This window comes from Crossiella sp. S99.2 (assembly GCF_023094165.1).
Taxonomy (GTDB): Bacteria; Actinomycetota; Actinomycetes; order Mycobacteriales; family Pseudonocardiaceae; genus Crossiella.
In genome coordinates, this window is record NZ_JALMDK010000002.1 from 480,951 (window position 1) to 495,004 (window position 14,054).

The 14,054-nt window shown below is 72.1% G+C and carries 9 protein-coding genes and 1 riboswitch; of the genes, 6 read left to right on the forward strand and 3 right to left on the reverse strand.

The annotated features are described in order from the left end of the window. Positions 1-237: 237 nt before the first annotated feature. A complete protein-coding gene (locus MZC64_RS08760; RefSeq protein WP_247761531.1) occupies positions 238-2,493 on the reverse strand; it encodes a helicase-associated domain-containing protein in 2,256 nt (751 codons plus the stop codon). Between the two features lie 73 nt (positions 2,494-2,566). Here MZC64_RS08760 and MZC64_RS08765 point away from each other — a divergent pair, with 73 nt between their 5' ends. From MZC64_RS08765 to MZC64_RS08780, 4 genes are all read left to right on the forward strand, one after another. Next, positions 2,567-2,752 carry a hypothetical protein gene (locus MZC64_RS08765; protein ID WP_247761532.1) on the forward strand — a complete coding sequence of 62 codons (186 nt, stop codon included), beginning with the start codon at positions 2,567-2,569 and terminating at the stop codon, positions 2,750-2,752. A 114-nt stretch (positions 2,753-2,866) separates the two neighbouring features. Continuing rightward, on the forward strand, positions 2,867-4,261 hold the full coding sequence (locus MZC64_RS08770) for an NAD-dependent malic enzyme (RefSeq protein ID WP_247761533.1): 1,395 nt from the start codon (positions 2,867-2,869) through the stop codon (positions 4,259-4,261). 26 nt (positions 4,262-4,287) lie between these two features. Further along, a complete protein-coding gene (gene moaC / locus MZC64_RS08775; RefSeq protein WP_308300978.1) occupies positions 4,288-4,773 on the forward strand; it encodes a cyclic pyranopterin monophosphate synthase MoaC in 486 nt (161 codons plus the stop codon). After that, positions 4,752-5,699, forward strand: a complete 948-nt coding sequence (locus MZC64_RS08780; RefSeq protein ID WP_247761534.1) for a molybdenum cofactor biosynthesis protein MoaE — start codon at positions 4,752-4,754, stop codon at positions 5,697-5,699. Before moaC ends, MZC64_RS08780 begins: the two co-directional genes overlap by 22 nt. A 73-nt stretch (positions 5,700-5,772) precedes the next feature. Here MZC64_RS08780 and MZC64_RS08785 read toward each other — a convergent pair whose 3' ends face one another. Both MZC64_RS08785 and MZC64_RS08790 read right to left on the reverse strand, forming a co-directional pair. Then, the gene (locus MZC64_RS08785; RefSeq protein ID WP_247761535.1) at positions 5,773-6,447 is read right to left on the reverse strand and encodes a transglycosylase family protein; all 675 of its coding nucleotides are present in this window, start codon (positions 6,445-6,447) and stop codon (positions 5,773-5,775) included. A 1-nt stretch (position 6,448) separates the two neighbouring features. Then, positions 6,449-6,617: riboswitch (cyclic di-AMP (ydaO/yuaA leader) on the reverse strand. Between the two features lie 225 nt (positions 6,618-6,842). Beyond that, positions 6,843-7,709 carry a phosphatidylinositol-specific phospholipase C/glycerophosphodiester phosphodiesterase family protein gene (locus MZC64_RS08790; protein ID WP_374205664.1) on the reverse strand — a complete coding sequence of 289 codons (867 nt, stop codon included), beginning with the start codon at positions 7,707-7,709 and terminating at the stop codon, positions 6,843-6,845. Between the two features lie 133 nt (positions 7,710-7,842). On the opposite strand from MZC64_RS08790, the gene MZC64_RS08795 reads away from it, so the two are divergent. Both MZC64_RS08795 and MZC64_RS47645 read left to right on the forward strand, forming a co-directional pair. Beyond that, entirely contained in the window at positions 7,843-11,055 is a 3,213-nt protein-coding gene (locus MZC64_RS08795; protein ID WP_247761536.1) for a BTAD domain-containing putative transcriptional regulator, read from the forward strand. Positions 11,056-11,068: 13 nt separating this feature from the next. Further along, positions 11,069-14,029, forward strand: a complete 2,961-nt coding sequence (locus MZC64_RS47645) for a BTAD domain-containing putative transcriptional regulator (protein ID WP_308300979.1) — start codon at positions 11,069-11,071, stop codon at positions 14,027-14,029. Positions 14,030-14,054: the final 25 nt, after the last annotated feature.

A 14,054-nucleotide genomic window follows, 5' to 3' on the forward strand; every position in this document is an offset into this window, starting at 1 on the left:
GGAGGTGGCCGGTGCAGGTGGCAACCTCCGCTGCGAGAACGCTAGGCCGGAAAAGGCCACTACAACGGGTGGTCCGCGCGCCCCGTCGAGTGGATCGTCCACAGAGGACCGTTGTGCCTGCGCTGGGCACGTATTCGCAGGGGGGAACGATTCAGTTCAACGTCGTTCCGTATTCGATCTTGGATCGGCCACCATGATCGGCGACCGCCGGAGGGGTGGGTGAGACGCGCAGCGAGATCAGACGTCCTCGACCACGGCCACCGAGGTGATCCGGTGCACCGGAAAACGGCGCAGCGCGCCATGGGCCTGATCGAAGCCCTCGAGCATGCCGCCAGCCACGCTCACCGGGTTCACCACCCGCTGGCTGGCCACCCCGTGGTTGTCCACAAAACCGAGCCAGACGCTGCGACCCGCCTCGGCGGCCGCACGCAGCAGGGCCAGGGTGGTCGCGCTGTCCGTCGGGGAGATTGTGGCACCCCGCGGTGTGGCGGCCGCGGCGTCCCCCGCTTTCATCTGCGCGATGACCGCCAGCAGCTGGTCCTCGCTCGGCCCGCCGGGCAGCATCGGACGGCGGTTGTGCCTGGTCCGGGCGGTGATCCGGCGGCCGGCCGGGCGCAGGTCGAGCACCTGTCCGTCCGGGCCCTCCGCGGCCGGGGCGAACCCGGCGGCGCGCAGCCCGTCCAGCACCTCGGCCAGGCTCATCGGGCTGATCAGCACCGTCGGCGCGATCCGGCGCAGGTCCAGCCGTTCGGCCGCCGCGCTGGCCAGCACCTCGGCCACCAGCACCGGGTCGTCGCAGCGCAGGAAGGACCCGGCCGCGCCGCCGCGCAGCCGTCCGTGCCGCCGGGCCACGTCGTCGATCAGGTAGGTCAGCGACTGCGGCACCGGGGTGCGCGAGCGACTGCGGAACAACTCGTGCAGGTCGGCCGCGGTGCGCCCGGCGTCCAGCGCGCGCCGCGCGGTGGCCTCGGTGACCCGGTACACCGTGGCCCCGCCCGCCGACTCCACATCGGCGACCAGCGCGATGTCCGCGGCCAGGTCGGCCTCCAGTGGGCCGGGCGCGACCACGGTCAGGTCGGCCTGCACCAGCACGTGGTCCACCGGCGCGGGCAGCGCCTCGGCCATCGCCTTGGCGGCCGCGATGGGGCCCTCGGTCAGCAGCGTGCGGCCCGGTCCGGCCAGCGCGTCCAGTGCGATCACGCCCAGCGCGGTGCCCTCGGTGACGGTCCACTCGACCAGGTCGTCGCGCAGCCTGCCGCCGCGCCGGGGCGCCCGCCAGGCCAGCACCGCGGCCAGCTGCCGGACGTCCTTGACGGTGGCGCCCGGCGGCAGGTCGGCCAGCAGGTCCAGCACCCGCCGCCGTTCCCGCGGCGCGACCGGGCGGCGCAGCTCCTCACTGAGCACGCCCAGCGGCCGGTCCTTTTCGTCCCGGCGGCCGTAGAGACCAGGCAGCCTCGGCAGGTCCAGCCAGGCCTGGGCCAGCGTGGCCCAGCGCTGCTCGGGGGCGCCGACCAGCCAGGTGTCGGCCAGCGTGGTGGGCACCCACTCCGGCTCGTTGCCCTCGCTGTCGCCGACCAGTCCGGCGCCGACCACCAGTTCGGCCAGCAGCCCGGCCCGGCGCTCCTCGACCTCGATCTCCTTGGCCAGCCTGCGCAGCTCGCGCACGCCCAGCCCGCCGGAGCGCAGCACCGGCGGCGGCTCCTCGCTCCAGAACCCGATCAGCGCCTCGACCTGACGGCCCAGCTCCATGGCCGCCCCGGCCGCGGTCGCGTCCACCGTGGACAGCGGGTACGCGCCGGTGTCCAGCCGCGGTTCGGTCACCTCGACGGCGCGGAAGGCCCGGTCTCCGCGCAGTGCAAGCCCGACCTGCCTTGGCAGCTCCACGGTCTCGGCGTCCCGGCGCAGCAGCAGACCGCGGGCCAGCAGCTTCTGCACCGGGTTGCGCGCCCGCTCCAGCGGCACCACCACCCCGGCGTCCTTGGTCCGCCCGGTCGGCTGACCACTGGCCAGGGTCTCCAGCAGCTTGCGCTCGCCCTCGTCCAGCCGGTCCAGCAGCGCGGGCAGGTCCACCTCGTCCAGCCGCGGGTCCGGCCGCCCCAGCCCGGCCGGGAACAACGTCACCGCCTCGGTGGCCGCGGGCGGCACGCACAGCCCGGTGTCCGGCCCCCAGGCCAGCGCGCGGGAGCGCAACAGCTCCACCGCGGCCTTGCAGGCCCGGACCGGCACACCCTTGCTGAGCAGCGCGGACACCTCGGTCAGCGGCCGCGGCCCGAGGTCGGCCCCGGCCAGCAGCAACGCCTCCAGCACGGTCAGCGTGAAGGAGTCCAGGTCCTCGCAGGCCCTGGCGATCGAGGCGCGGATACCGGCGCGGGTGGCCAGCACACTGGTGTCGCCGGGGGAGGGCGTGGCCAGGTCGGGGCGGGCGCGCAGCAGGGCCGCGAGCCTCGTCTCGTCCTGCGCGCGCAGCCACGCGGCGAGTGAAGGACCGGACATCCCCTCCACGGTATCTGCCCGCGCCGGATCGTCGGGCACACTATGGCGCGTACGACGACAGAGGAGGATTGACGTGTCCAAGGCCGAGCGCCACGCGGATCGGATCGAGCCCACCTGGCCCGAGGGTCCCTCCGAGAAGGAGCACGCGGTCAGCGAGCTCGTCAGCCACCTCCAGGGCGCGCAGTCGCCGTTCGGCGAGGTGAGCTTCCCGTTCGAGTCGGTGCCCTACAGCCACCCGACCACGGTGATCAACAAGTGACAGTGGCGTAGTTCACGCGGCTCGGAACAAATTCAACCTTTCCGAGCCGCGTGCGTACTTTAAGTAACCCGGGACTACGCTCATCGGTTGAAAGCGTTGTCTTGGAGGCCACCAATGCCGGTTCCTGGTCCTGGGTACTCGATCACCGTCCGCCTTGAGGCGCCGCCGTCGGCGAGCGCGGCTGGCGACATGGCCAGCGCGGTCGGCCGGGTGGGTGGCGTGATCACCGCCTTCGACGTGGTCGAGTCGCACAACGACCGGGTCATCGTCGACATCACCTGCAACGCCATCGGCGCCAACCACGTCAACGACATCACCGACGCGCTGGCGCTGCTGCCGGGGGTGAAGGTCCGCAAGATCTCCGACCGGACCTTCCTGATCCACCTCGGCGGCAAGCTGGAGATCGCCTCCAAGATCCCGCTGCGCAACCGGGACGACCTCTCCCGCGCCTACACCCCTGGCGTGGCCCGGGTCTGCCAGGCCATCGCGGCCAACCCCGAGGACGCCCGCCGCCTGACCATCAAGCGCAACACCGTCGCCGTGGTCACCGACGGCTCCGCGGTGCTGGGCCTGGGCAACCTCGGCCCGGAGGCCGCGCTGCCGGTGATGGAGGGCAAGGCGGTGCTGTTCAAGAAGTTCGCCGGGGTGGACGCCTGGCCGGTCTGCCTGGACACCCAGGACACCGAGGAGATCATCCGCGCGGTGGAGCTGATCGCCCCGGTCTACGGCGGCATCAACCTGGAGGACATCGCCGCGCCGCGCTGCTTCGAGATCGAGGCCCGGCTGCGCGAGAAGCTGAACATCCCGGTCTTCCACGACGACCAGCACGGCACCGCGATCGTGGTGCTCGCCGCGCTGCGCAACGCGCTGCGCGTGGTGGGCAAGGAAATCTCCGACACCAAGATCGCGGTCTGCGGGGTCGGCGCGGCCGGTTCGGCCATCATCCGGTTGCTGCTCAAGCAGAAGCCGGGCGACATCATCGCGGTGGACGTGGACGGCATCGTGCACCCCGGCCGCGAGGGCATGGACCCCAACCTGCGGTGGGTGGCCGACAACACCAACGCGGCCAAGGTCACCGGCAGCCTGCACGACGCGCTGGTCGGCGCGGATGTGTTCATCGGGGTGAGCGCGCCCAACCTGTTCGGCGCCGACCAGGTGGCCACGATGGCCAAGGACGCCATCGTGTTCGCGCTGGCCAACCCGGACCCCGAGATCGACCCCCTGGAAGCCCAGCAGCACGCCGCCGTGGTCGCCACCGGCCGCAGCGACTACCCGAACCAGATCAACAACGTGCTGGCCTTCCCCGGCGTCTTCCGCGGCCTGCTCGACGCCAACGCCAAGACCATCACCGACGAGATGCTGGTGGCCGCGGCCGGTGCGATCGCCGATGTGGTCGCGCCGGAGCGGGTCAACGCCTCCTTCATCGTGCCCAGCGTGTTCGACACCACCGTCGCGCCCGCGGTGGCCGAGGCCGTGCGCAAGGCCGCCGGATCGGCCGTGGCGGGCTGAACCGGTCAACGGCCTAGCATTCGCTTGTGAGCGAACGCGGTGAGCTGACCCACGTCGACGAAGCCGGGGCGGCCCGGATGGTGGACGTCTCCGGCAAGGAGATCACCAGCAGGGCCGCGGTGGCCTCCGGCGTGCTGCGCACCACCGCCGAGGTGGTCGAGCTGCTGCGCCGGGACGGGCTGCCCAAGGGCGACGCGCTGGCGACCGCGCGGATCGCCGGGATCATGGGCGCCAAGCGCACCCCGGACCTGGTGCCGCTGTGCCACCCGATCGCGCTCTCCGGCGTCAAGCTCGACCTGGCGCTGGGCGAATCCGAGGTGGTGATCACCGCGACGGTGCGCACCACCGATCGCACCGGGGTGGAGATGGAGGCGCTCACCGCGGTGGCCGTCGCCGGGCTCACCCTGCACGACATGGTCAAGGCGGTGGACCCGGCCGCGGTGCTCGACGCCGTCCGGGTTGACCGCAAGGAGGGTGGGAAGACGGGACTATGGACGAGACCGCAGCCGTGAACCCGCGCAGCGCCAGGGTGATCACCGCCTCCAACCGGGCCAGCAGCGGGGTCTACGCCGACCGCACCGGCCCGGTGATCGTGAGCTGGCTGCGCGAGCGCGGCTTCTGGGTGCCCGAGGCCGAGGTGGTGCCCGACGGCGATCCGGTGGGCCAGGCCCTGCGCAAGGCGGTCACCGAACGGGTCGACGTGGTGATCACCACCGGCGGCACCGGCATCAGCCCCACCGACCGCACCCCGGAGGCCACCAGGTCGGTGCTCGACTACGAGGTGCCCGGCCTGGCGGACGCGATCCGGGCCGCCGGGCAGCCCGCGGTCCCCACAGCGGCTCTCTCGCGCGGGCTGGCCGGGGTGGCCGGTCGGACCCTCGTGGTGAACCTTCCGGGCTCCACGGGCGGTGTGCGGGACGGTCTGGGGGTGCTTGAGGGCGTGCTGGACCACGCGGTGAGCCAGCTTCGCGGCGGCGATCACACCCCCGGCGGGCTCCCGCAGGCGGGCCCGGCGGCCGCGGTGCTGCGCGCCGAGGTCACCGAGGACCCCGTTGACGTGGAGGAACACGCCCGCCTGGTGGCCCATCCGGCCGCGGGCGCGGTGGTCACCTTCGCCGGCGTGGTCCGCGACCACGACGAGGGCCGCGGCGTGACCGAGCTGGAGTACACCGGCCACCCCAGCGCGGCCGAGGTCATCGCCGAGGTCGCCGCGGAGATCGCGCTCCGGCACCAGGGCATCAGGGCCATCGCGGTCAGCCACCGGATCGGCCAGCTCAAGATCGGCGACGCCGCGCTGGCCTGCGCCGTGGCCGGGGAACACCGCAGGGAGGCTTTCGCCGCCTGCGCCGACCTGGTCGACGAGGTCAAGCGCCGCCTGCCCATCTGGAAGCGCCAGCTCTTCACCGACGGCGCCGAGGAATGGGTCAACTGCCCCTGAACACACGCGAAACCCCCGGTCGCCACGTGAACGACCGGGGGTTTCGCGGAGCGTGCCTAGCGAGTCGCCAGACTCACTTCACGTCGAGCTGCTGGCCCGGGAAGATCAGGTCAGCGTTCTTGACGATGTCCTTGTTGCGCTCGAACAGCGCCTTCCAGCCACCGTTCACCTGCAGCTTCTGCGCGATGGTGGACAGCGTGTCACCCGCGACGACGGTGTAGTCAGCACCGTTGCGCTCGGTGGCGACCGGAGCGGACTGGACCGGCGCGGCCGGCTTGATGACCGGCTTGGCCGCGGCAGGCTTGGGAGCGGCCTGCTTCTTCACGACCGGCTTAGTCGCGGCGGGCTTCGGGGCGGGCTTTGCGTTGCCGCCGCCACCACCGTGGCCAACCTTCTTGCCGCAGGACGGCCACGGCTGGAGCTTGCGGGCCGCGTACAGGCGCTCGGCGACAGCGATCTGCTGCTCACGAGTGGCCTGGTGGGCGTACGGGGCGTACGCGCCGCCACCGTTGGAGAGCCAGGTGCCACGGTCGAACTGGAGGCCGCCGTAGAAGCCATTACCGGTGTTGACATTCCACCGGCCGCCGCTCTCGCACTTGGCCAGAGCGTCCCAGTTCACGCCACTCGCAGCGCTTGCGGTACCGGCCACTGCCATCGGGGCGGCAATGACGGCACCGGCCACGACAACGCGGGCCACGGTGCGGGTGATGTTGGACTGCTTGCGGTGCTTGCCTCGGTAAGAAGCCATGTCCCTCTCGCCAACCGCGCCTACGAGGTGAGCTGTCGGGTTCGAGCCGATGGAGCTGGCCCGGCCGGTTCGCACCGGCTTCACCCCAAGGACGCTGACTGCTCGCCCGGAAGTGGTTCCCCCGCCCCTGTCCAGTTGAAGTTTCGCTCGGGGTTTGGTCGGGAACCCGCTTGGACAGGGCTTGGCGCTACAGGTTCCCGTCGTGCTGGCCGGTTCGGGGCCGACCGAGAAGCGACCGTACGTAACCCGGCAGGGGTCCGCCAAACCTTCTGGACTGTGACCGTAGTCACTGTAACGTTTGGCGAAGTTCTGCGATGTCGGGTGTCGCGCCAGGTCAGCCTGCCGTTACCGCGCCGTGTCCTTACCGAGATCAATCACCGTCGGTGAGGCGTGGCTCACCCCCTCGCGGCACCCGAGTGACCCCGTAGGAACGCGGCGAGCCCCGCAAGATCATCGGTATTGAGGTGATCCACCCCGGCCGCCGCCAGCTCCCGCCAGAGCGCCGCTCGGGCCGGCCCCGCCGCGTCCGGGGTCGCCCAGAACCGGAGCCGCTGCCCGCTCGCGTGCACCCGCTGGACCAGTTCCCGCAGCTTGGCCCGCTCGGCGGCCGGCATCTCGCCCACGCCCTGCCAAGCGAACAACTTCGTCCAGTTGTCGGACACCAGCGGCGCCAGCTTCGGATCCGCGCCCGGCCCGAGGTCGTTCGGATCGGTGAGGCGTCCGTCATAGAAGGCCAGTCGATCCCGCTGACCAGCCATAACGGCCCGCGGACGGTCTCCGGAGATGACCGCGGTCACAGCCCCGCGCAGCACGAACCCGTGCAGGTACCGGCTGAACAACCAGGAGTACCGCGGCGACCGCAGCACCCGGTCCAGCTCTGCGTAGACCGCCACCCCGTTGGTCTTGATGTCCACCAGCAGCTGGAACAACCCAGGTCGCCCCGGATAAACGCGTCCGCCATTGGCCAATGCCCGCTTCCGTAGCGGCTCCAGGTACAGCGCCTGCAAGGTCCGCTCCGGCCGCAGGTCCCCAGGGTCGTGCCCGACCAGCAACGCCCCGTCCACCAGGTAGATGTCCGCCTCGACACTGGTGAACCCGTGGTCCAGCGCGTCCAGCAACGGCCGCCCGTGCTCGTAGTCGTTGTGCGCGTGCGCCTGGGTCAGGGGTTTGACCCGCCCCGCCGCCCCGGCCTGCGCCACCGATCCGCCCAGCAACCCGGCCACGGCGAGGAGCACCAGCACCGCCCGCAATCCGATCCGCACACGAACCTCCCGAGTGAGTGTGGGGCGGAAAGTAAAGCGGATGAACGACCTGCGGGTGAACGGGGACCGGCCGGTTGATTGCCGTGCCCGGGACATCCGGCCGTGCGACCATCGGCCGGGGTCAGGGGGGCTGATGGGACCGGAGATCGAGTTTCGGGTGCTCGGACCGCTGGAGGTCCGGGTCGGCGGCGTGGCGCTGGTGATCGGCGCCGCCAAGCAGCGGGTGCTGCTGGCCGCGTTGCTGTTGCAGGCGGGCGATGAGGTCCGGTTCGAGGAGCTGACCGGCACGCTGTGGGAGTCCGCGCCGCCGGCCAGCCCGCGTGCCGCGCTCCATACCTATGTGCGCCGCCTGCGCCAGGCCCTGCCCGGACCGGACCTGATCAACACCACCGAACACGGCTACCGGGTCGACCTGGCCCCGGAACAGCTCGATTTGTTCCGGCTGCGGAGCCTGATCACCGGCGCCGAACGGGCCCGCGCCGCCGAGGACGCCGACTCCGAGCGCGCCTGCCTGGCCGAGGCCCTGGACCTGTGGCGCGGCCCGGTCCTGGTGGACATCCCGTCGGAACCGTTGCGCCAGACCGACGCGGCCCGGCTGAGTGAGCAGCGCCTGGTGCTGCTGGAACGCCGGATCGAACTGGACCTGGACCTGGGCAGGCACCGTGAGTTGGTCGGCGAGCTGACCGAGCTGACCACCCGGCACCCGCTCCGCGAACGCTTCTGGGAACAGCTGCTGCTCGCCCAGGTCCGCGGCGGCAGGCAGGCCGAGGCCCTGCGTGCCTTCGGCCGGATCAGCTCGCTGCTGAAGGCGGAACTGGGAGTGCGGCCCGGCGCCGCGCTGCGCGCCCTGCACGAGGCGATCCTGCGCGCGGACACCTCTCTTTATAGGCGCGCGCAACGCAAGCCCGTGCCGCCCGGCCCGGTGCCCGCCCAGCTCCCGGCCGACATCCCCGACTTCATCGGCCGGGCCGCCCTGACCGAACAGATCGGCGAGGCCCTCACCGGCTCCGGCCTGGTCGCCCTGTCCGGCCCGCCGGGCGCGGGCAAGACCGCACTGGCCGTGCACACCGGGCACCGCCTGCGGGAGCATTTCCCGGACGGCCAGCTGCACGTGAACCTGCGCGGCTACGCCCCCGAACCCGCGCTTGCCCCCGAGCAGATCCTGGCCAGGTTCCTGCGCGCACTGGGCGTCCGGCCGGAACAGGTGCCGATCCGGGTCGAGGCGCAGACCGCGATGTACCGCCGCCTGCTGGCCGACCGCCGGGTCCTGGTGCTGCTGGACAACGCGGCCGACCCGGCCCAGATCGCCCCACTGCTGCCCGAGTCCCCTGGCTGCGCGGTGCTGGTGACCAGCCGGACCGAGTTCCCGCACTCGATCCCGGTCGGCATGCTCGACCCCGCCGAATCGGTGGACCTGCTGAGCAGCATCCTGGGTCCGGCGGCGGTGCGGGCCGAACCGGAGTCGGTGGCGGCACTGGCGGACACCTGCGCCCACCTGCCGCTGGCCCTGCGGGTGGCCGCGGCGAACCTGCTCGGCCACCAGGTCGGCGACTACCTCGACCAGCTGCGCCAGGGAGACCGGCTGGCCAAACTCGCGGTCGATGGCGATGCCGCGGCCGCGGTTCGCCTGACCTTCGACCTGTCCTACACGGAACTGGCCCCGGACAGGCAGTACGCCTTCCGCACCCTCGCCCTGGCCCCCGGCACCGACCTGAGTCTCCGGGCCGCCGCAGTCATGCTCGACTGGCCCATCGACCAGGCTCGTGAGGTCCTCACCAACCTGGTCACCGTGAGCCTGCTCCAGACAACCAGTCTGGACCGCTACGGCTACCACGACCTGATCCGCCTGTACGCCAGGCAAAAGGCCGGTCCTGACGGAACCGAGGTGGCCCGGCTCGACGACTACATCCTCGGGGCCGCCCATGACGCGGCGGAGCTGATCATGCCGGAGCCGTTGTCCGCGGAACTTGACCGGCCGGGGGCACGCGGGATCGAGCAGTTCGAGGACCTCGAGCAGGCATTGGCCTGGCTGGACACCGAACGCGGCCTGATCCTCGCGATCATCCAGGCGGCCGGCGAGTCCGATCGCCCGTGGGTCTCGTGGTCCTTGGCACGGGCACTGCGGAACTACTTCTACTTCTACGACCATCGCGCCGAGTGGCTCATCGCGGCGGAGGCGGCACTGCGCGCCGCCGAACACAGTGGCAACACCTTGATGGTCGCGTCCATGTCGGACGGTGTCGGCACCGCGTTCTGGAGTGTCGGCGACTACGAACGGGCCCGGCAGTCCTATGGCCGGGCGCAGGAGCTGCTCGGTTCCGCCGCGGCGGGGGGAGAGGTACTGGCCGGGATCCGGTTGCACATCGGGATCGTGGCCCTGGAGACGGGCCACGCGCGCGAGGCGGAATCCGCGGCCGCACTGGCGCTGGCCCATTGGCGGGATGCCGGGTCGGCCAAGCAGATCGCCCAGGCCCTGGTGAACCTCGGCACGGCCAAGGGCCGGAGCGGAGACCTCGGCCAGGCCCGGCGACTGATGCTGGAGGCAATCAAGTTGTGCCGCCGGATCGAGTCTCGCTTCGGCGAGGGGCTGTGCGCGACGAACCTGACCTATACCTGCCTGGTCGCCGGTGACTACGCCGTCGCATTGGACTGGAGTGGGCGGGCCTTGGCGATCAACGCGGAACTGGGGCGAACCGAACCCGACTGCTTCGAGCACCTGGCGACGATCCACTGTGCGCTCGGTCGGCTGGACGAGGCCGCTGCCCTGGCGGCCCGAGCGCGTCAGACCGCCCAGGAGTCCGGTGACCGGCGGGCGGAGATCGACGCCATGATCACGACCGGGCAGATCCACCTGCGCGCCGGGAGGACCAGCGAGGCATTGGAGGCGTGCACTGAGGCATTCCGTCAGTCCACCCTGATTGGCTATGGCTTCGGCGAGATCGAGGCGATGGTGGCGATGAGCGCCGCACTCCACTATCTGGGACGGCCAGGGGAGGCTGTGGACTATGCGGGGCGGGCGCTGATGCTCTCCTCCCGGCACGGCCTCACCCTGGAGTCGGGGCACGCGTTGACCGCGATGGCCGAGGCCCGGTTGGCCGAGGGGCTCGCCGAGGAGGCCGGGGAACTCGTGCGGCGGGCCCTCGACACGCTGGATGGCACCGGCCACCGCCCCGGTGTGGCTGCCGCGCGGGTGCTGGCCGGACATGTCCGCCACCGGCTCGGTGAACTGGACTCGGCGCGGCAGGAGTGGGAGACCGCGCTGGAGCTGTTCGTCGACATGGGGGTGCCTGACGCCGAGAATGTCCGGGGGCTGCTGCTCACGGCGAGGGACGGCGATGCGGGCTGAGACGGAGTTTCGCGTGCTCGGGCCGTTGGAGGTGCGGGTGCGTCAGGCGGCGGTGCCGATTGGGGCGGCCAAGCATCGGGTGTTGCTGGCAAGTTTGTTGTTGCATGCCAATGAGCCGGTCAGTGCCGACGAGCTGATCGGGAACCTCTGGGACGGGCCGACGCCGGTGCGGCCGCGGGGGTCTTTGCACACCTATGTCACCCGGGTGCGGCAGATGCTGGGGGATCCGGGGCGGTTGCGGACCACTGGGCACGGTTATCTGCTGGATGTGGAGCCGGAGCAGTTGGATCTGTTCCGGTTCCGGCGGTTGGTGCGGCGGGCCGAGCAGTCGCGGGCGGCGGGGGATGTGGCCGCGGAGGCGATGTTGCTGGGGGAGGCTGTGGGGCTGGTGCGGGGGCCGGTGCTGGCGGATGTGCCGTCGGCGGCGTTGCACCGCAGTGAGGTCGCGTTGCTGACCGAGGCCCGGCTGGCGTTGCTGGAGCGGTGGATCGAGGTGGCGCTGGAGCTGGGGCGGCATGGCGAGGTGATCAGTCGGTTGATCGCGCTGACCGCCGAGCATCCGTTGCGGGAGCGGTTCGCGGAGTTGTTGATGCTGGCCCGCTATCGGGACGGGCGGCAGGCCGAGGCGCTGGCGGGATATCAGCAGACCGCGCTGGTGTTGCGGCGGGAGCTGGGGGCGGGGCCGGGGCCGGGGTTGCGGCGGATGCAGGAAGCGGTGTTGCGGGCTGATCCGTGGTTGCGGGCGCCGGTGGCGCCGGTGGTCCGGTCCGCGCGGGTGCCCGCCGAGCTGCCCGCGGTGGTGGGGGACTTCGTCGGGCGGGCCGAGTTGGTGGCGGAGTTGGGGTCGCTGCTGGGGTCTGGCGCGGTGGTGGCGGTGAGTGGGGCGCCGGGGGTGGGGAAGACGGCGCTGGCGGTGCGGGTGGGGCATCGGGTGCGGGATCGGTTTTCGGATGGGCAGCTTTTTGCCAATCTGCGGGGGTATTCGGCGGAGCCGGCGGCGACGGCTGGGCAGGTGCTGACCCGGTTCCTGCGCGGGCTGGGGGTGGCGCCGGAGGACGTGCCTTCGGCGGTGGACGAGCAGTCGGCGTTGTACCGGCGGTTGCTGGCCGGGCGGCGGGTGCTGGTGGTGCTGGACAACGTGGCCGAGGTGGATCAGCTGGCGGTGTTGTTGCCGGGGGATCCGGGGTGTGGGGTGTTGATCACCAGTCGGCGCGGGTTGCCGGAGCGGCTGGGGGAACAGCCGGTGCGGCGGATCGCGCTGGGGTCGCTGGCCGAGGACGAGTCGGTGGAGTTGTTGCGGCGGGTGCTCGGGACCGATGACGCGGCGCTGGGCGAGCTGGCGGCGGTGTGCGCGCGGTTGCCGTTGGCGTTGCGGGTGGCGGCGGCCAACCTGGCCGCGCAGCCCGCGCCGGATGTGGCCGGGTACGTCGGGTTGTTGCGGGCCGGGAACCGGTTGGCGGAGCTGGCCATCGACGGGGACGGGGCGACCGCGGTGCACAGCGCGTTCGACTCCTCCTACCGGGCACTGGAACCGGCCGCGCGGACCGTGTTCCGGCGGCTCGCGCTGGTGCCGGGGGCGGATTTCACCGCGGCAGCGGCCGCCGCGCTGGTGGCGGGGGAGCCGGCGGCGGAGCTGGCGGGGCTGGCCGGGATGAGTTTGCTGGAGTCTGCTGCGGCGGATCGGTTCGCTTTTCATGACCTGATCCGGCTTTATGCCAGGGAACGGGCCGAGGCGGAGGAGCCTGCGGGGGAGCGGGCGGCGGCGCTGGGGCGGTTGTACGAGTACTACCTGGCCACCACCCGGCAGGCCGTCGCGTTGATCACGCCGGATGTGCCGTTGCCCGCGGCCCCTGACCTGCCGCCCGCGCCGCCGTTCGCCGCGCGGGCCGCGGCGGTGGCCTGGCTGGACGCGGAGTTGCCGAACCTGGTCGCCGCGGTGCGGGCGGCGCCGGGACTGGGGCTGCACCAGCGGTCCTGGCCGTTGGTGCGGGTGCTGGGCGGCTACTTCTACTTCCGGCTGCACCGCACCGAGTGGATCGAGGCGGCTCGGGTGGCGCTGGCCGCGGCACGGGAGGTCGGGGACCTGGCGATGGTGGGCGCGATGCTGGACAGCGTGGGCACCGCGCTGTGGGGGCTGGGCGATTTCGAGCAGGCGCTGCGGTACCACCGCGAGGCCATCGAGACCCTGGCGCACACCGATGCCGCGCCCGAGGTCGAATCGGACGCGTTGCTGCACCTGGGCATCGTCTACATGGAGATGGGCAGGCTGGCCGCGGCCGCCGACTGCTACCAGCGGGTGCTGCACCGGCACCGGCCCGAGGGCGGCAACCGGGCCAAGGTGCTGCTCAACCTGGCCGCGGTGCGGATGTACGGCGGTGATCTGGCGGCCGGGCTGGCGCTGGCGCACGAGGCGCTGGAGATCTGCCAGGAACAGGGCATCGCCTTCGGGGAGGCGCTCTGCCTGGGCAATCTGGCGGTGGCCGAACGGCTGCGCGGCAACCCGGTGCTGGCGATCAACCTGGCCCGCCGGTCCCGGGAGATCTACCAGGCCCTCGGCCAGGACAACGCCGACCCGGTGGACGCCCTGGCCGCCGCGCTGCTCGCCGCCGACCGGGCCGAGGAGGCGCTGCCGCTGGCCGAGCAGGCCTGCGCGCTGGCCGCCACCATGCACGATCGCCGGGCCGAGGCCGACGCCTACAACACCCGCGCCGCCTGCTGTGCCGCACTGGACCGGCCGCGGGAGGCCGAGTTGCACCACACCGAGGCGCTGCGCATCGCCACCCTGGCCGGGTACCTGCTGGGCGAGATCAACGCGCTGGCCGGGCAGGGCACCGTGTACGCCGGGCTGGGGCGGCTGCACCAGGCCAGGGACCGGTTGCGCGGTGCGGCGGCGGCCGCGGCCCGCGGCGGGTTCCGGCTGGAGGAAGATCGGGTCCGCGGACTGCTCGCCGAGCTTCCCGATACCTCTATATAGAGAGGTGTGTCAGCCGCCGGTATCC

What these genes read in the sequence shown, in the direction of transcription:
- MZC64_RS08760 (WP_247761531.1), bottom strand. Translation starts at nt 2,493, where the DNA reads ATGTCCGGTCCTTCACTCGCCGCGTGGCTGCGCGCGCAGGACGAGACG.
- MZC64_RS08770 (WP_247761533.1), top strand. Translation starts at nt 2,867, where the DNA reads ATGCCGGTTCCTGGTCCTGGGTACTCGATCACCGTCCGCCTTGAGGCG.
- MZC64_RS08780 (WP_247761534.1), top strand. Translation starts at nt 4,752, where the DNA reads ATGGACGAGACCGCAGCCGTGAACCCGCGCAGCGCCAGGGTGATCACC.
- MZC64_RS08785 (WP_247761535.1), bottom strand. Translation starts at nt 6,447, where the DNA reads ATGGCTTCTTACCGAGGCAAGCACCGCAAGCAGTCCAACATCACCCGC.
- MZC64_RS08795 (WP_247761536.1), top strand. Translation starts at nt 7,843, where the DNA reads ATGGGACCGGAGATCGAGTTTCGGGTGCTCGGACCGCTGGAGGTCCGG.